Raw genomic sequence first — 17,611 nt, 5'->3', positions numbered from 1 at the left:
GCGACATTCAACCCGGAGCGCCGCGCTCCTAAGCTCTCTCCATCGACTTCCAGGAGAAGAGCAATGAACAGCAACAGCAACATCAACATCGCAACACCCCGGCCCGCGCCGATGCCGGTAGCGTTCTTCGGTATCCCGGTCGGCGCGCTGGCCTTCGCGGGCGCGTGGCGCGCGGCCGCACGCGTCTGGACGATTCCCGATGTCATCCCGGCATTCCTCACCGCCGCCGCGCTTGCCGTCCTGCTGGTGGTTCTGGTCGCCTACGCCCGCACCTGGCGCGTCGCGCGCGCGGCGGCGCTCGCCGAATTGCAGCATCCGGTGCAGTCCTCGTTCGCGGCGCTCGTGCCGGTGTCCGCGCTGCTTGCCGCGCAAGCGGTGCAGGTCTATTCACGCGATCTCGCCATCGCGCTCTTCACGCTGGGCGTGATCGCGCAGCTCGCGCTCGGGGTCTGGCTGCACGGACGATTCTGGCAAGGCGGCCGCAAGCCCGAACTGAGCACGCCCGCCATCTACCTGCCGACCGTCGCGCCGAGCTTCGTCGCCGGCACGGCTGCCGCGAGACTCGGCTTCACGCAACTCGGCGCGCTGTTCTTCGGCGCAGGCGTGTTTTCCTGGATAGCGATCGAATCCATCGTGCTGCATCGCGCCGCCGTGCATGAACCCTTGCCGGAAGCAATGCGCCCGAGTCTGGGAATCCAGTTGGCGCCGCCCGTCGTCGGCGGTGTGAGTTATCTCGCGATCACGCACGGCGTACCCGATGTGTTCGCCTGGATGCTGCTCGGCTACGGGCTCTATCAGGCCTTGCTGCTGATCCGGCTGGTTCCGTGGATCCGTCAGCGCGGCTTCACGCCCGCCTACTGGGCCGTGAGCTTCGGCGCCGCCGCCTTGCCGACCCTCATGCTGCGCATGCTCGAACGCGGCGCCACGGGACCGCTCGAATGGCTCGCGCCGGTCGCCTTCGTGCTGTCGAATGTGGTGATCGGACTGCTGATTGCGGGGACGGTGCGGGCCATCGTGCGCGGCGAACTGTTGCCCGTGCCCGCTGGCGTCAGCAGCCCGGCCCGGCCGATCAACAACCGTGCCGCCGCTCTCCCGCACTGAACGCGGCGACGCGCATCACAGTTCCAGCACCTCGCCCGCGCGCAGCGCACGCAATGCGAGGTCCGGCAACGCGGCGCGCAGTTCATCGAGAATCTGCGCGCCGTGCGGCGGTTTCAGATGCGAAATCAGCAGTTCGGCTCGGAGACCAATGCCGCGCAGATCGTCGGCGAGCAGGCTCGGGCAATAGTGATGCGCGATGCGCGCCAAGTCGATCTGCGCATCGGAAAACGCCGTCTCGACGATCACGTAACGCAAGCCCGGAAGCATGCGCACGGCGGACCAGAACGCGGTATGCGTCGTCGTGTCGCCGCTGAAGGCGAGGCTCGCAGCGGCGCCCGTCAACGCGAAGCCGGTGGACGGCACCGTATGGCAGGCGGGCAGGGCGGTCACGGTGCGCCCGTCGAGCACCACGCGCCCGCCCGCTTCCAGCGCTTCGAAACGCACCGCGGGCGCCGCCGCCGATGGAATCCGCGTGAAGTCCGGCCAGATAAGATTGTTGAAGATGTGGGCGTGCAGGATGTCGAGCGTCGCGCGGCTCGCATGCACGGTGACGGGCGCGCTGCGCGCTTCGCCGACGGCATCGATCATCAGCGGCAGATACGCGATGTGATCCAGATGCGAATGCGTGAGGAACACGTGATCGATGCGTGCGAGAGCGTCGTCGGCGAGCACGGCGACGCCGGTGCCCGCATCGATCAGCAGATCGTCGTCCACGAGCAGCGCCGTGGTGCCACCCGGATCGTGGTCGGAGCCAATACCACCGCCACCGCCACCGCCGCCATTGATCGCACCGCTACAGCCGAGTACCCGAACTTTCATGATGCGGCCCAGTTGAAGACTGCAGGAAATCACTTCGTATCGAATGCGCTGACGCAGTCCCAGTCAGCAGGCAGCTCGGCGCCCCGCAGCGTCTCGACCCGCTTGCGATACAGCGCATACAGCTGCTGCCCGGGATACTGCGCCGCCAGCGCATCGAGCCGCGCCTGCGCCGCGTCCCACTCGCGCGCGCGGTAATGCGACAGCGCCGCGTGCCAGCGCGCGAGCGCTTCGGCGCCATGCTGCGGCGGCTGCGGCTCGAACACGGCGATCGGTGCCACGCGGCCCCGCACGCGCACGCGGTCCAGCTCGCGGAACACGACATCGGGCACCTGCGCGCGCGTCGCCTCGCCGACGATGATGTCGATGTCGAAACGCCGCGTCAGGCCCTCGAGCCGCGCCGCGACGTTCACCGCATCGCCCATCACCGTATAGGCCTTGCGCACCGGCGAGCCCATGTCGCCGACCGTCATCGGCCCGGTATTGATGCCGATGCCGATCCACAGCGTCGGCCAGCCGCGCGCGCTCAGCGTGCGGTTCAGTTCCACCAGCGCCGCACGCATGCCGAGCGCCGCCGCCACCGCGTGACGCGCGTGCGCCGGGTCGTCGACGGGCGCGCCCCAGAAGCTCATGATCGCATCGCCCATGTACTTGTCGAGCGTGCCGCGATGCGCGCGGATCACCTCGGTCATGGTGCCGAGATACTCGTTCATCAGGCGCGCGAGCGCTTCCGGCTCCAGCGTCTCGGCGATGGCCGTGAAGCCCAGCACGTCGCAGAACAGCACCGTCAGTTCGGCGCGGCGTCCCGCCATGCTGTAGTCCTCCGGATGCCTGCTCATTTCCTCGACCAGTTCGGGCGGCACGTACTGGCCGAACAGCGCGGCGAAGCGGCGTTTCGCGCGCGCCTCCACAAAATAGCCATACGACATGTTGAGCGCATGGAGCGCGACGATGGCGAGCAGCAGCGAGCCCATCGGAATGAACCAGTTGAGGCGCGCGAACGCATAGAGATCGGCGGCGACGAACGCCGCGAGCAACAGCACGGTGCAGAGCGTCGCGCGCGCGGGACCATGCCAGGGCCACACGAAGATCATCGCGAGTCCTGAAACGACCAGTGCAAACGCCTGCAACGCGGCGGCGAAGGGCGGCTGAAAGCGGATGGTGCCGTCGAGCATGCCGCTGATCAGGCTGGCATTGACCTCGACGCCCGGATACACCTCGCCCACCGGCGTCGTGCGCTGATCCATCAGGCCCGGCGCGGTGGTGCCAACCAGCACGATGCGGCCCGCCAGCGCGCCCGGCGGAATGCGCCGCGCGAGCACGTCGGCGATCGAGTAATACGGGAAACTGCCCGCGCCGCCGCGATACGGCACGAGCGCCGCGCCGTTTTCATCGAGCGGTATCGCGCGGGTGCCGCGCGGCGTCGTCAATGCAAGGCCGGACAGCGGCGCGCTCGCGTCGGCGGGGTCATCGAACAGCGGGCGCACGGCGGCGTCGCCGTACAGCGCCCGCAGTACTTCGAGCGACAGCGCGCCATACACGCCGTCGCGATAAGCGGTGACGAGCGGCACGCGCCGCACGGCGCCATCGAAGTCGATCACCGGATTGAAGTAACCCGCGCGCCGCGCCGCCGTTTGCAGCGCGGGCAGGTTGCCGCCGTAGCTGGTCCAGTCGAACAGCGTGAACGGGTGCGCCCCGAAAGCGCCCGCATGCAGCAGCGGCGCCGGGATCGCGCCGCTCGACGCCTCCTGGTTCGCGAAGTAATAGCCGAGCACGACAGGATGGCGCGCGAGCGTGGCCGCGAAGCGCTGGTCGTAGTCGAGTTGCGGGGCCAGTGTCGCAAGCGCCGCGCGATAGTCCGCGTCGCCGGCGAGCGCGCCGTGCGCGAGGCCGTCGAGCACGGCGAGGCCTGAACTGGCATCGGGCTCGGCGAACACCATGTCGAAGCCGAGCACCGCGACATGCTCTCGTTCGAACAGCGTCTCCACCAGTTCCGCCATGCGCGCGCGGCTCCACGGCCAGCGGCCGAGTTCCGCGAGGCTCTTCTCGTCGATGTCGAGAATGGCGATGCGCGCGTCCGTCGTGCGCGGCATGAAGAGACGCAACTGGGTGTCGTAGATCAGCGCGTCGAAGGTATCGACGAAACGCAGCGGGTAGAGCGACAGCGCGTGCGCCGCGAACCCGATGACGATCGCCACGCCCAGTGCCCAGCGCCCGGCCGCGCGTTTCAGCACGAACGCGAAGGGCTCGCGGTCCGCGCGCCGGCCGCGCCTCATTGCGCCGCCCGCAACTGCTCGTTGGCCGCGCCGAGCCGCGCCGCCAGCACGCGCGCGGCGAACTTGTGCATGCGCGCCGCGAGCGCGGGGTCCTCGTCCTCGAGACGCCGGAGCGTCGCCAGCGCCAGGCGCGAGACGACCGTGGGTTCGTCGGCGACGACATCCGCGCTGCGCTGCGCGCCCGTGTACACCGCCATTTCCCCGACGATGGTCCCCGCGCCGAAGCTCCTCAGCCGCAGCGTGTGTCCGTCGCCGAGCGCGAGCGCCACGGTCACGCGTCCGGTCTCGACGAAGTAGATGGAATCGCCGGGATCGGCCTGGCGGAACAGATAATCGCCGGGCGCGAGCCGCAGCGTGTCGAGATGCGGGCGCAATGCGTCGAGCGTGGCGGGCAGCGTCGAGACGAAGGCGTCGCTGCCGGCAGGCGTCGCGCGAGCAGACGCCGCGCCGCGCGCGCCACGCAGGATCTGTGTCTCGATCCATTCGAGGCCGCCGTCCAGATCGTCGAAGACATGCAGGCTGCCGGGGCCGTTCGAATCGTTGGCATGCGTGGCATCACGCGCCAGCCAGCTGCGCAGCGCGGGAGACAGCCCCGTCAGCACGATCTGCGCGCGCACGCGCCCACAAGCCTGACGGAGCCGCACGAAGCTCGCGGCGCTCGATGCATCGACGCCATGCACGCGCGCGAAATCCACCAGCACGAAGCGCACGCCCGGCTCCTTCGACGTGCCTTCCGGCGCTTCGATGCGCCCGCGGATATGCGCGAGGATCGAGTGCGCGGTGCCGAAGAACAGGAAGCCCTGCAGCGCGACGCCATACAGCGTGTGCGCGTGGGCATCGAGCAGCCGGGTGTCATCGACGCCACGCTCGACGTTCGAACGCCGTCCGCGGCCGTCGAATTCGCGGCGCAGGCAGTTGACGCGCCCGTAGCGCACCACGAACAGCAGACACGCCGCGACGATGCCCAGCAGGACGCCCGCCGCGATGCCGTAGACCGCGATGCAGACCATGATCGCGGGAATCAGCAGATAGTCGTGCCACGGCAGGCGCCGGACGGACATGACGAGCCATTCGATCAGCATCGCCGCGCCGATGAACAGTTGCAGCCCGACCAGCACCGGCTTCGGCAGGAGCGTCATCATGCTCGGAAAGAACGCGATCACGGCGAGCGAGAGCAGCGCGGCCAGCACGCCCGCGCGCCGGTCGCGTACGCCGAGCCGCCAGTTGGTCATGGTGCGCGTCATCGATTGCGCGCCGACCAGCCCGCCCGCCAGCCCGGTCAAGAGATTTGCGAGACCGGCCGCGCGCATCTCGCGATTGAAGTCGATATCGCGCGACGTGGTGACGCCGATGCTCGTCGCGTTGAGCAGGACGGTCATCGACGAGACCGCCGCGATGGCGACGATGTCGAGTGCGCGCGACCACAGCATCGGCAGCCAGGCGACGTGGATCAGCGCGACCGGCAGGCGCATGCCGGACAGCGGTTCGTAGCGGAACAACAGGCCCATGCGCCGCGCGTCTTCCAGATGCTTGCCCGACGCGGCCAGGCCGACATAGAAGAGCGCGATGCCGAGCGCCATCATCGAGGGCAGGACGATGGCGTAGCGCGACGGCCGCGTGATGCGCGTCAGCACCAGCAGGCCCAGGCCGACCACGAGCGCCGGCACGCTCGCGAGCCATGGCAACTGCATGACGATGCGCGGCGTCGCGAGCCCGACGGGCATATCGGTCAGCACGCGCAGCGCGCCTTCGAGCAGCAGCAGGCCGGTGCCCGCCAGAAAGCCGCCGATCACCGGAAACGGAATGTACTGGATCGCATTGCCGCGTTTCCAGTGCGCCAGCGCGAACAGCAGCGCGCCGGTCGCGAGCGACGACACCGCGATCAGCATCAGCACCGTGGCGAGCACGGCTTCGTCGTCGCCGCCCGCCGCATGCACCGACAGCGCGATGCCCGCGGCGAGCGGCGCCAGTAAAGCGGTGGCGTTGGAATCGGGCCCGGCGATCACGAACGGCACCGAGCTCGTCAGCGACACCACCAGCGCGACGAGCACGCAGCTCAGCAACGCGGTGGGCATGCCGGCCGGCAGCCATGGCGAGAGGCCGGCGGAGAAGATCATCGCGCCGTAGCCGGCGGCATACGACAGCGCGATCAGCGCCGTAAGCAGCGCGGCGAGCGTGTCGATGCCGAGCGCCGCCAACGTCAACGCCGCCGCCGGCCGCGCGCCGCGCGCGGGCCGCAGCAATGCGGGATCGGAGCCCGGGTGCTCGCTCATCGCGCCTCCCGCTAGCGGCAGGCCGCCGACGGCACCACCGGCGTCACGCGCGAGGCGGGCAGCACGCCGAAGGGCAGTCGCGGACTGACGACGATCGCGCCTTCGCCCGCGCGCACGATCTGCCTGTCGACCTGGTTGAGCACCACGATCTGGCCGTCGTACACGACGATCTGCTCGCCCTTGCAGTTCGCGTTGCTGCCGGGTTCGACATCGGCGCAATCGGTGACGGAATATTCGGTGCCGCGAATGCCGATGGTCGAGGTCGGCGTCTTCACGCGATAGTTCTCCGGCTTGCCCTGTTTCGCGACCAGCCCGTCCACCGCGCGCAGGCCGCCCTTCACCAGCGACAGGAAGCTGCGGTCCTGCTGCGGCGCGTCGGCGGCATAGTTGAAGTCGTCGACCCGGAAGACGGAGCCCGGCTTCAGGTACACGCGCTGGCCGTCGGTGAAGATCATCACGATCTCGGCGCCGACACCGGTCTGGACCGTGTCGCCGTTGTCGATTTCGCCGCCCACGGCCGCCACGCGTTGCGCGCCGTTCGACGACTGGATCGCGACGTTGCCGACCAGCGCCTTGATGGTCGCGACCGTGCGGCTTTCCTCCGCACGCGCGCTCAGCGCGAAGAGGAGACACAGCAGAAAAATGAGGACGCGCGCCATGGCCGGTCTCAGAACGATTTGGTGAGCGCGACCCAGAAGCGGTTCGCGTGGCCAGTGCCGAGCGTCGCCGGCACGTAGCCGAGCGTGTGCGCCCAGGACATCGACAGCAGGAGATCGTGCGGGGCGGCCACGCTCGCGCCGACGCCCAGGCCCGAGAGTCGCACGTGATTGCTGCCCGGCACGACCGGATGGGCGACGACCTTGCCGTCGGCGGTATCGACGAATGCGCTCAGCGTGACCCGCACCGGCACGAGCGTCTGCGGCACGGCCTGGCGAAGTTCCAGGCTCGCGATGTAGGCCTCGTCGACGGGCGCGTCGCCGGTGGCGTAGGCGCGCACCGCGTACGGCCCGCCGAGCGAGATCTGCTCGGACGAGTCGAGGTTGCGCGAGCTCGCCTGGCCGTTCAGCGAGAAGTACAGCTGAGTCCCGTTGGCCTGTGCGCCCAGGACCTGCGTGTGCGTCAGCGCGAACACGAACTTCGAGAACGAACCCGCGATCTGCGCGGCGGCCTGTCCCGGCTGCGGCGACTTGAAACGCAGGTTGCCGTGCTGGGCGCCGAGGTCGAAGGTCGTGATGCTCTTTTCGAGCGTCAGGTTGCCCGACAGCGCCAGGCGCGCGACGTCGCTGTTCTTGTCATCGACGGAATCGAACGCGCCCAGGTGATCCGACAGCAGCTTGTGATCGTAGCCGAGCGTCGCGCACACGTTCGCCGCGGGCGCGCGCAGCAGCGCGTAGCTCAGGAAGGTGGACCACACATTGGCGCTGCCGTAGGCGTCGAGATCGTCGAACTGGCCGCCCACCGAATAGGTCGAGCGCGTATAGCCGGCGCCCCAGCTGAGCCCGCTGCCGCCGAGCGGCACCGTATAGCCGAGATTGCCGTAGAACTGCCCGGTGATCGAGCCGAGCAGCCGCGCGCCCAGCTGATCGCCGATGCCGAGCGGATTGTTCCACTGCAGCGCGCTGATCAGCCGCGCGGTGCCGGTCGTCGTCTGGCCGAAGTTGTCGGCCTGCACGCTGCCCGACAGCGCCGGCGCCGGCGGCATCTGCAAGGTCAGGTCGGAGGTGCCCGGCAGGAGGCCCGGCGCAATCGTCGCGTTAGCGCCGGTGGCGCCGGCGGCGTCCTGCGCGAGCAGCGTCGCACGGGTGAGCGCGTGTTCGTCGATCACGTCGCCGCTGTGCAAGGGCGTGAGGAAGCGTTCGAGCACCGCGTCCCGGGTCCGCGAACGATTGTCGATGCCGATGCGTCCGTAATGCCCCTCGCTCACCGCGATGCGCACGATGCCATGGTCGATCTGCTGCGGCGGCACAGTGCCGCGCGCCACCAGATAGCCGTGCTGGCGGTAGAACGCGCTGATGCGGTCGGCGGCGTTGTCGAGATCGTCGAGCGAACGGTTCGGGCCGATCAGCGGACGCACCGCGTCGAGCAGTTGCGCCGACGAGAAGACCGTATTGCCGCTGAACTCGAAGCCCTTGACCTCGAAGCGGATGCCGCCCGGCGCCGGTTCCTGCGGCGCGGCGGGCGCGGGCGTCACGTTCAGGCGCAGATCGGACGGCGGCGGCGGGGCGGGGGTCTGCTGCTGCTGTTCCCGCAGGATCGTGCCGGCGTTCGGCAGCGTCTGGGCGCGCGCATCGCGGATGTCGCGGGAGCCCGCGGCGACCAGCGCGGCCAGCAATGCCGCGAAGCGCCGCCGCCCGGCGCGGCTGCGGTTGCGGGCGGCGGGCTCGAGGCGCCGGATGCGCGCGGGCCTCACATGCGGCAGACGTGACCGGGCCATGCGTCGTCCGGCAGACGGCTGCCGTCGCTCGACGAATCCGACCGCTGCTGCACCAGCGGCGCCGACTGCGGTTCGAGACCCGGCGTCGCGTCCGACAGCGGCGTGGGATTCGCGGCGTCCGTGCGCACCGAGTCGAGGATGCCGGGGAGCGTCGCCGCCGTCGCGATCGCGGGTTCGTCGGGCGGCTGATCGGGCGTTGACGGCGGAGGTTGCGGCGGCGGTGGCGGTTCCGGCGGCGGTCCCGCCGCGATCCGCAGCGTGCCGCCCTGCGTCGTGATCCGGTAACCCGTCGGGCCGCCGGCCGTGGTGACCGTGATCGCGTATTCGCCGCTCGCCGCACCGGGCGCGGCGCCCGTGCTCGTCACCGTGAACACGAACGGCTCGTGCACCGTCGGGCTGTCCGCGAACGCGTGGCCGTAGTTCGTGCCGTCGTAGCGCAGTGCGATCGTCACGTCGTTCGGGCCGAGCGTGCGCGGCGTGTCGAACGGCACGTCGAGGTTCACCGCCGTCAGCGTGACCTGCTGCAGCGCATCGAACGCGAAGCGGTTGCCCGCGGACGACGCGGCGCGTGGATCCGAGTGGCCGGCGCCGGCGTCGTAGGCGTCGCCCCAGAGCGCGAGATTGCCGCTTTGCAGGCCGCCGAAGCGGTCGGCATCCGGGGAATCGGAATAGACGATCCAGCGGCCATTGGGCGTCGAGAGCGCCTGGGCGCCGGCACGGTTGTCGAAGGACGCCGACGCCAGCGTGATCGCCGTGCCCGGCGCGCGGCTCGATACCGGAGCAGCAAGCGTCAGCGACGGCGCCGCCAGCGTCACCGCGCCGCTCGCTGCAACGCCCGTCAATCCGGCGACGCTGCCCACCGTCATCGGCGTGGCGCTGGTGACGGAGAGCGTGTTGGCATTGGCGGTAAGCGTGCCGATGTGGTTCGATGCATTCGTGAACGTGTAGGCGCCGGTGGCCCCTTGCAACGCGAGTCCGTCCACCGCGATGGCGGCGCGCTGCGCGGCGACACCGGCCGTCGACATCGCCAGCGTGCCCTGCGGTGCAGTAATGGCCGCGTCCAGCGTAATCCCGCGTGGCGCGGCCAGCGACAGCGTATTCGCGCCGCTCCATGCGACCGGCCCGTCGATCAGCACGCCGCCGTCCGCATCGATGCTGACATTATTCGATTCGAGCGCGCGTGCCAGCGTGCTGCCTTGCATCGTCTCGAAGCGACGGGCGAAGGCGGAGCCGCCATTCGGCCCGACCCGCGCCGACAAGCCGCTGTCGATGCGCCACGTGCCGGTCTGGCCCGAGGCGGATGCCGTCGTGATATGCGCGTCGTCGGCCACGCGGACCTGGGTGCCCGCTGTCTGTATCGAGCCGCCGTTGCCGCCGCCGGGAGCGGAGGCGTCGAGCGTGCCGCCGACGCGCGCCACGCCGCCTTCCGCGACCAGCCGGATCACGCCGTTCTCGTTCACCGCGCTGCGCGCCTGGATGACGCCGCTGTTGTTCACGACGCTGCCGAACAGCGCATCTTCAGCGCGGGCGGTGAGCCAGGCCTGGCCGCCGTCGGCCTGGATGAGTCCGTGATTGGCGGCGAGCGCGTGCAGCGTCCCCTGATCGACTGACAGCCCGATCAGGCTGTGATCGCCGAGTGTGACGGCCACGCGGCTGCCTGCCGCGAGCGCCGTGACGCCTTCCGGGGTCGTGATGGTGCCGGCGTTGATCACGCGGGCGCCGACCAGCGCGACATAGCCGCCGGGTGCGCTGGTGAGGGTGCCGAGATTGACGACGGGTGCGCCGTCGCCGTCATCGCCGTGACGATGATGCCAATGCTCCCAGCCATGCCGCTGGCCGCTCACTGCGAAGGCGTAGTGGCCGCTCATGAAATCCTGGGTGGAGAGACCGAGCGTCGAGGCGAGCAGCCCGCCGACGTTCACCTGCGCGCCCGGCCCGAAGATCACGCCATTGGGATTGACGATGAACACCTGGCCGTTGGCGTTCAGCTTGCCGAACAGCAGCGAAGGGCGCGGCCCGACGACGCGGTTCAGCGCGATCGCATTCGCGCCCGGCTGGTTGAAGGTGACGGATTCGCCGGGGCGGGTGCTGAACGCATTCCAGTCGATGGCGAGCCGGCTGCTGTCCTGCTGGATGACGGTAGCCGAACCGCCGCCGCCGATCGCCCCCGAGCCCGCGACGATGCGTCCGCCGCTCGGCCCGGCATCGACGGGCGCGCATGCCGCGCCCAGCAACGTGGCAATACAGAACCGCAAGGTGAGGGATGCGGTGCCCGCGAGCAGCGTGCTGAACATGTCGGCCGACTCCTCTCTGTTGCGGTGCATCGCGCCGGGGCGCTGCGACCGCATCATCAAGCAGTTTAGTGTTCCGAATCATGCTTGCAACTACGCGTTTAGTGAACCTGCGCCGGAGCGGGCTGTGTGCGCTTGCGCACTTAACGCACGCAACGCACTTAACGTACTCAGCGCGATCCGCGCCGAAATTCAGGCGTGTTCGCTCGCAAGCGTGCCCTGCACGAATTCCTTCAGGAACGCGATCCAGGTTCGGATCTTCGCGTCCAGATACTGGCGCGATGCATACATCGCGTAGATCGTCATCGACTGGAGTTCCCATTCGGGCAGCACGCGCACCAGCGCACCGCTTTCCAGCCACGGCAGGGCGGCCAGCATCGGCAGCGGCGCGATGCCCAGGCCGTTTGACAGCGCGACAGCCAGCGCATCGGCGGAATTCACGCGCAGCCGGCCCGGCTCCAGATCCACTTCGACCCGGCCGCGCGGGCCATCGAACAGCCAGCGGTCGAGCGGGAACACGGTCGTCACCATTTGCAGGCACGCGTGCTTCGGCAAGTCTTCCGGATTGCGCGGCGCGCCCGCTTTCTTCAGATAACCGGGCGATGCGCACAGCACACTCGGCATCGAGCAGATCTTGGTGGAGACGAAGGCGGAATCCGGCAGCGTCGATGTGGTGACCTGGAGGAACACGTCGAAGCCTTCGTCGAGCATGTCCGGCACGTGCTGCGACAGCGTCAGTTCCACCCGCACCTGCGGATGTGCCTCGAGATAGTTGGTAAGCGCAGGCACGACGTAATGCTGGCCGAAGGTGATCGGTGCATGCATGCGCAGCACGCCGCTCGGCAGAACCTGTGCGTCGCTGGCTTCGGCCTCGGACAGGTCCACCAGTTCCAGCACTTCCTTGCAGCGGGCGAGATAGCGATTGCCGGCGTCGGTGAGCGCGACGCGGCGCGTCGTCCGGTTCAGCAGGCGTGTGCGCAGATGAGTTTCGAGTTCGGTCACCGCGCGCGACGCCTGCGCCGTGGTGATATCCATTTGCTGCGCCGCAGCGGTGAAGCTGGCCGCTTCCGCCACGCGCGCGAAGATTCTCATGCTCCGCAATAGGTCCATCGTGCTGCCGGTTTTTTGACGAAGCCGGAACTATCCCATGGCGGCGGTCCGGCGCGCAACCCGACCCGAACGGAAACGCGCGGCGCGCGTTTCCGCACATTCGTTTCAGTGTTCACATCTGTTACAGGGCTTGTAACCCGGCGGGGCAGGCGCCTCGCTACTCTGGATACATGGCCGGTCTGCGGCCGCAGCCACGAGGGGGATAAAAATGAACGTCAAGGGCTTGATCGGAGTGGGCATCGCACTGTCGGCGGGACTGGCATGCGAAGCGGCGATGGCGCGGGTGAGCGTCGGCATCAATCTCGGGGTCCCGGTGTATGCGGCGCCCGCGCCGGTCTATGTGGCGCCGCCGCCGCCGGTGTACGTCGCGCCGCCGCCGCCCGTGTATGCCGCGCCGCCCGCGCCGGTCATGTACCAGCCGGCGCCGGTGGTCATGGCGCCCGGACCGGCCATCTATGTGGGCTGGCATGGCGACCGCTATTGGGACGGCAACCGCTACTGGGCGCGGCGCGACTGGTACGCGCATCACGGCGGCTATGGCTACCGTCACTGGTAAGGGCGAATTTCCCGGGGAGCACACATCATGGATAACTCGTCACGAACCCGAAGCCCGGCGCGCCGCGTGCGCACGCTGGCTGTGAGCGCCGCGCTGCTGCTGGCGGCCGGCCTCGGCGGCTGCGTCTATGCGCCGCCTTATGGATACGCGCCCGCACCGGCTTACGGTTATGGCTATGCGCCGGCGTATGGATACGCCTACGGTCCTGGTTATTACGCGGCGCCTTCGGTGTCGCTGGGGATTGGTTTCGGCGGAGGCGGAGGTCACTGGCACGGACACTGATGCCGCTGCATTGCAGGGCGTTCCGGCTGCTTTTTATTTATAGGAACGCCCGTTGCTGCGCCGGTCTTCATCGTTCCGGAGACTGCGCATCATGACCGAGCACACCGCCCGCTTGCTGGCGCAACACGCGCATTGCGAGCATTTCATGTTGCCTGAGAACGGCTGGGTGCCGAACAACCGGCGTCTGCCGGTCATGCTCTGGCGCGGCGCGATCGGGCCGCTCGCGCCTGACGGCGCCGGCCGCTTCGAAGCCTTGTTTTCGCAGAACGGCTGGCCGCCGCAATGGCGCGACAGCGTCTTCGACTATCACCACTACCACTCCACCGCGCACGAGGCGCTGGGCATTGCGTCCGGCGATGCCGAGCTGATCCTCGGCGGTCCGCATGGCCGTGTGATCGCGGTCAGCGCGGGCGATGTGCTGGTGCTGCCCGCCGGCACGGGCCATTGCCTGCTTACCTCGGGGCGCCGTTTCCAGGTGGTGGGCGCCTATCCGCCGGGGCAGCAGTGGGACATCCGGCGCGATGCCCTTGACGAGCGGGAACGCGCCGCCATGGAAGCGCTGCCGTTTCCGGCCAGCGATCCCGTCGCGGGCGAGGACGGGCCGCTGCGCCAACACTGGCACTGAACGACAGTGGCGCTCAGGCCTTGCTCTGCTTCGGCGTGTCGACGCGGCGGCTGCCGATGAACGGCACGCGCGTCATGACGCCGGTCGCGAGCGCCGTCCCGACGAGCACGACGGCGCAGGCCGCAACCATGCCGGCCGACACGTGTTCGGCGAGAAACCACGCGCCCCACAGGATCCCGAAAATCGGAATGACGAAGGTGACCGTGATGGCGCGGGCCGGTCCGGCGACGGCGATCAGGTGGAAGAACATCATGTACGCGATGCCGGTGCACGCGACGCCCAGTGCCAGCACCGCGCCCCAGGCGTGCATCGATACGGCGCCGGCGGGCCACCAGATCAGCGCGAACGGCAGCAGGACGATCGTGGCGGCGCTCATCGTTCCGGCGGCGACCGTCAGCGAATCGACACCCATCAGATGCCGCTTGGTGTAACTCGCGGCGATGCCGTAGCACAGCGTCGCGGCGAGCGCGGCCACGGCGGCGAGGGCGGTGGCGAGCGGTGATACGGCGGCGACACTGGCGTCGTGCGTGAACATCTGGTCCCACACCAGCGCGAGCACGCCCGCGAAGCCGAGCGCCAGGCCCGCGATGCGCATGCGCGTGAGCCGGTCGCCGAGCCACAGGAACGCGACCAGGGCGCCCCACAGCGGCGTGGTCGCGTTGATGACCGAGGTCACGCCCGCCGACAGGGTCAGCTCGGCATACGCGAACAGGCAGAACGGCAGCGCTGAATTGAGAATGCCGACCACGAGCAGGGGCCACGCGCGCTGGCGCATGGTGACGAGCGCCGGACGGAGCGTGCCGCGCAGCACCAGCATCAGGAGCAGGAACGCCGCGCCGATGCCGACGCGCAGCGCCATCAGCGGCGCCACGCCGAAATCGGCGACGCCGACGCGAATGAACAGGAACGAGCCGCCCCACAGCGCGGCAAGCACGAACAGTTGAGCAAGATTGGCGGGATTCATGGCTGGGCGTTGTTATAAGAGTCGATCGTGAAGCCATCGTAGCCACTGCAACGGGGCTGACGTTTCGGCGCGGCGTGAAACGAAACATGCAGCGGAGGGCGCGCGGGGCTTCGTTCCACGCCCGCATCGTAGGCGTGTGCGGGCGGGGCGGCAAACGAGCAATTCTCACCGATATGTGAGAAAAATTGCCAAGGGCGGGGCGCGCTGCCGGGCAGGCGCATCAGCCGATTGCCGTCATCGGGAAACGGTGCGAACCTTGCCGCATAGGGCAGAAAGTACGTTTCTTGCGGCGCCGTGCACGCCGCCCTCTCAGGAGAGAACCATGGACAATGCAAACGGCAGCGCATCCCCGCTGCAGCCCGGCGAACCGCCGCTGATACGCCGCTCGGTGACCACTGCGATGGAAGCCGCGCTCGCGCCCGGTGCGGCGCAGGGCAAGGAAGCCGCCGTGATGCCGCTTGCGCCGGGTGAAGCGCACAAGCCCAGTCATCACGCGCCGTATCACGTGCATGGCAGCGTGCTCGAAGGCGGCGACAGCCCGGCAGTGCTCGCACAACCGGCCGCCACCGCGGCGGAGCGGCAGGGCAGCCGGTTCCATCCGTCGCCGCCGGCAGCCCGCCGCGCGCGCGATGTGCTCGCGGACGCACAGCAGCGGTTGGCGAAGCACTACCGTCAAGTCAGCGACGGCACCGACGATTACGTACACGACAATCCGTGGAAGTCGATTGCGCTTGCGGCGGCGGGTGGTCTGATCATCGGCTTGCTGGCGGCGCGCTGAAATACCGGAATGGCCCGAATGGCCGCGCCGGATCGCATTTGCGTGACCAAAGCGGGCCTCAACCTTGCTGGATCGTGGATACGCGCGATGCAATTCATCGCGCGCACGCCACCATGGAAGAACGTTCGTACGACATCTGCACCGAGCGGTGCGAAATCTGGAACCAACGGACCTCAGCGCTGGCTGGCCCGCGGCGTGTGCTAATCGTGCATTCGGAATCGAATGTCGGCGACTCGTTCGCGTTGCTGCTGGCCATGCGCGGCTTCGAAGCCGTACAGGCCGGCCAGACGCAGAATGCGCTCGTGCTGGCCCGGAAGTGGCGCCCGCAGGTGCTGTTCGTCGATACGCAAGTGGGCGAGCAACATGACCACGCCGTCGCACGGATGATGCGTGCCGCGCTGGCCGAGACCGGCAATGCCGCCGAGCTTCCGTTGATGATCGCGCTGGCGGCAGACGCGTTGCGCGATCCGCGTGACAGTCTGTTCGGCGCAGGCTATGACGGCTTCTGCCGGACGCCATGTCCGGTCTGGTGGATGTACGACGTGCTGAAGTGTTTCTACGCTCATTGAGCTAGCACTGAGCAAGCACTGGGGAATGAGCCGGAACCCGCTGACGCGGGCGGCCGGCGCATTCCGGCAAGTACGGAATGCGCCGCTTGAAAACAGCTGGAAACGGCTGCGTCACATGCTCTTGGACGTCTTGAAGTCGTTGGTTTCCAGTTCGACCGATTGACCGTGATTACGCTCGAGCGCACGCCGAGCGGCGTCCTCGATCTGTACGCGTCCTCCTTCGAAGGCGGAAAGAAGGTCATGCGAAGACGTGCCGCTGTTGCCGAAGTGATCGTTGAGCGCATCGAGGGAGACACTGCACCAGACTTCGCGATCGTCCACATTGGCCTCGAATGCGACACGCGCTGCCGCCACGACATGACGTCGTCCGCTGAACTCAATCGTCATCCTCACCTCCTGACATTCGTTGGGAATACGCAGAACGCGCTCATCGCAGGCGACGCAAGCGCTCCGCTACGACGATGCTCCCGACGGCACGCGATGCGCACCGTCTGAAGGCATCATACGCCCGGCCTCGCGGCCCGGCATTTCAACCACCCTTTGCAATGGCCGTGCCCGCATGCGCCCGACGCCGGGCCTTTTAGCAACACGCGCAACCGCCGCGATGGCGCATGCCGTAGCTGCCGGCATGCTCCGCGCCGGAAGCCTGCGCGCCGGAACCGCCGACGCTCGGCGCACCGATGGTCACGCGCGCGGCGATCACGCCGCATTCGGGACAGACGGCGGGATCGTCGCGCTCGGCGATGCGGCGGACGGCTTCGAATGCGCCGCAGGATGCGCATTCGTAATCATAGACAGGCATGGGTGTTCCGTTCGGGAAGGGTGGCTTACCAGTCCAGTTTAGCAAGCTGGCGCGAAGCGTTCATCTTCGGTCCGCCGCGTGCCCGTGCTGATGCGACATGGCATGGCATCGCCATTGCTGCCAGGAGACGAACGTTCCGCTCAAGGAGACTCAGTGAAACGCACTACAACGCTGCGCGCGGCACTGGCCGCTGCGGTCATCGCGGCGGTTCCGCTCGGCGCGCCCGCCCAGACAGAAGCGGCCAGCACCACGGTCGCCAACGACCTGCCGCCTGTCGACAAGGCTTTTGTGCAGGCCGCGTCATCCGCGGGATCCACGGAAATCGATGCCGCGAAGCTTGCGACGAAGCAGTCGCAGGACAAGGACGTCAAGAGTTTCGCCCATCACATGATGGTGGATCACATGAAGCTGGCCAGGCAGCTCAAGATGGCCGCGCCGCACGGCGTGACGGTCCCGATGAACAACTCCGACCCGTCCGCGCTCGATTCACTGAAGGCGCTGCACGGCAAGGAGTTCGACACCGCCTACATCCAGAAGCTCGGCATCCAGGGGCATCAGGAAGCGGTGCAGGTTTTCCAGAAGGAAGCCGCCGAAGGTCAGAACCCCAAGCTGAAGCAGGCCGCCCAGAAGGCCCTGCCGACGATTCAGTCGCACCTGAAGATGGCGCAGGATCTGGCCGCCAGGAAGGGCGTGCAGCCGTAACGCGCCGCAGCCAGCCTCGAATGCATGACGCC

At 68.5% G+C, this 17,611-nt stretch carries 17 protein-coding genes; 7 read left to right on the top strand and 10 right to left on the bottom strand.

All coding sequences use genetic code 11. The features are described 5' to 3' along the window. Positions 1-63 precede the first annotated feature (63 nt). The gene (gene tehA, locus QCE83_RS07210; RefSeq protein WP_309808382.1) at positions 64-1,101 is read left to right on the top strand and encodes a dicarboxylate transporter/tellurite-resistance protein TehA; all 1,038 of its coding nucleotides are present in this window, start codon (positions 64-66) and stop codon (positions 1,099-1,101) included. Between the two features lie 15 nt (positions 1,102-1,116). Here tehA and QCE83_RS07205 read toward each other — a convergent pair whose 3' ends face one another. The 7 genes from QCE83_RS07205 to QCE83_RS07175 all read right to left on the bottom strand — a co-directional run bounded on the left by QCE83_RS07205 (position 1,117) and on the right by QCE83_RS07175 (position 12,301). Beyond that, positions 1,117-1,920, bottom strand: a complete 804-nt coding sequence (locus QCE83_RS07205) for a 3',5'-cyclic-nucleotide phosphodiesterase (RefSeq protein ID WP_309808381.1) — start codon at positions 1,918-1,920, stop codon at positions 1,117-1,119. A 29-nt stretch (positions 1,921-1,949) separates the two neighbouring features. Next, the gene (locus QCE83_RS07200; protein WP_309808380.1) at positions 1,950-4,193 is read right to left on the bottom strand and encodes an adenylate/guanylate cyclase domain-containing protein; all 2,244 of its coding nucleotides are present in this window, start codon (positions 4,191-4,193) and stop codon (positions 1,950-1,952) included. Then, entirely contained in the window at positions 4,190-6,466 is a 2,277-nt protein-coding gene (locus QCE83_RS07195) for a SulP family inorganic anion transporter (RefSeq protein WP_309808379.1), read from the bottom strand. Before QCE83_RS07195 ends, QCE83_RS07200 begins: the two co-directional genes overlap by 4 nt. 11 nt (positions 6,467-6,477) lie before the next feature. Further along, a complete protein-coding gene (locus tag QCE83_RS07190) occupies positions 6,478-7,125 on the bottom strand; it encodes a FecR family protein (RefSeq protein WP_309808378.1) in 648 nt (215 codons plus the stop codon). A gap of 8 nt (positions 7,126-7,133) precedes the next feature. Next, on the bottom strand, positions 7,134-8,900 hold the full coding sequence (locus tag QCE83_RS07185) for a ShlB/FhaC/HecB family hemolysin secretion/activation protein (RefSeq protein WP_309808377.1): 1,767 nt from the start codon (positions 8,898-8,900) through the stop codon (positions 7,134-7,136). After that, positions 8,873-11,194 (bottom strand): filamentous hemagglutinin N-terminal domain-containing protein, encoded by a 2,322-nt coding sequence (locus QCE83_RS07180; RefSeq protein ID WP_309808376.1) that lies wholly within the window; start codon positions 11,192-11,194, stop codon positions 8,873-8,875. Before QCE83_RS07180 ends, QCE83_RS07185 begins: the two co-directional genes overlap by 28 nt. A gap of 189 nt (positions 11,195-11,383) precedes the next feature. After that, a complete protein-coding gene (locus QCE83_RS07175) occupies positions 11,384-12,301 on the bottom strand; it encodes a LysR family transcriptional regulator (protein ID WP_309808375.1) in 918 nt (305 codons plus the stop codon). 208 nt (positions 12,302-12,509) lie between these two features. Between QCE83_RS07175 and QCE83_RS07170 the strand changes: the two genes are divergently transcribed. The 3 genes from QCE83_RS07170 to QCE83_RS07160 all read left to right on the top strand — a co-directional run bounded on the left by QCE83_RS07170 (position 12,510) and on the right by QCE83_RS07160 (position 13,764). Then, entirely contained in the window at positions 12,510-12,857 is a 348-nt protein-coding gene (locus QCE83_RS07170) for a hypothetical protein (RefSeq protein ID WP_309808374.1), read from the top strand. A gap of 81 nt (positions 12,858-12,938) precedes the next feature. Beyond that, complete coding sequence (locus QCE83_RS07165) at positions 12,939-13,139, top strand: hypothetical protein (protein ID WP_404984745.1); 201 nt, start codon at positions 12,939-12,941, stop codon at positions 13,137-13,139. Positions 13,140-13,230: 91 nt separating this feature from the next. Further along, entirely contained in the window at positions 13,231-13,764 is a 534-nt protein-coding gene (locus QCE83_RS07160) for a cupin (RefSeq protein WP_309808372.1), read from the top strand. 13 nt (positions 13,765-13,777) lie between these two features. Here the strand turns inward: QCE83_RS07160 and QCE83_RS07155 are convergent, their stop codons facing one another. Beyond that, positions 13,778-14,728, bottom strand: a complete 951-nt coding sequence (locus QCE83_RS07155) for a DMT family transporter (RefSeq protein WP_309808371.1) — start codon at positions 14,726-14,728, stop codon at positions 13,778-13,780. Positions 14,729-15,050: 322 nt separating this feature from the next. Here QCE83_RS07155 and QCE83_RS07150 point away from each other — a divergent pair, with 322 nt between their 5' ends. Further along, a complete protein-coding gene (locus tag QCE83_RS07150) occupies positions 15,051-15,506 on the top strand; it encodes a glycine zipper domain-containing protein (RefSeq protein WP_309808370.1) in 456 nt (151 codons plus the stop codon). Beyond that, on the top strand, positions 15,443-16,075 hold the full coding sequence (locus tag QCE83_RS07145) for a response regulator (RefSeq protein WP_309808369.1): 633 nt from the start codon (positions 15,443-15,445) through the stop codon (positions 16,073-16,075). The genes QCE83_RS07150 and QCE83_RS07145 overlap by 64 nt, the downstream gene beginning before the upstream one ends. Positions 16,076-16,186: 111 nt before the next feature. Here the strand turns inward: QCE83_RS07145 and QCE83_RS07140 are convergent, their stop codons facing one another. Further along, positions 16,187-16,462 (bottom strand): DUF1488 domain-containing protein, encoded by a 276-nt coding sequence (locus QCE83_RS07140; RefSeq protein WP_309808368.1) that lies wholly within the window; start codon positions 16,460-16,462, stop codon positions 16,187-16,189. 193 nt (positions 16,463-16,655) lie between these two features. After that, complete coding sequence (locus QCE83_RS07135; protein WP_309808367.1) at positions 16,656-16,877, bottom strand: zinc ribbon domain-containing protein; 222 nt, start codon at positions 16,875-16,877, stop codon at positions 16,656-16,658. Positions 16,878-17,030: 153 nt separating this feature from the next. Here QCE83_RS07135 and QCE83_RS07130 point away from each other — a divergent pair, with 153 nt between their 5' ends. Then, positions 17,031-17,579 (top strand): DUF4142 domain-containing protein, encoded by a 549-nt coding sequence (locus QCE83_RS07130; RefSeq protein ID WP_309808366.1) that lies wholly within the window; start codon positions 17,031-17,033, stop codon positions 17,577-17,579. The last annotated feature ends 32 nt before the right edge of the window (positions 17,580-17,611 follow it).

It is taken from the genome of Caballeronia sp. LZ034LL (assembly GCF_031451215.1).
Taxonomy (GTDB): Bacteria; Pseudomonadota; Gammaproteobacteria; order Burkholderiales; family Burkholderiaceae; genus Caballeronia.
Note: the sequence above shows the minus strand (reverse complement) of the source record. Positions and strands in the feature narration are given on the sequence as shown.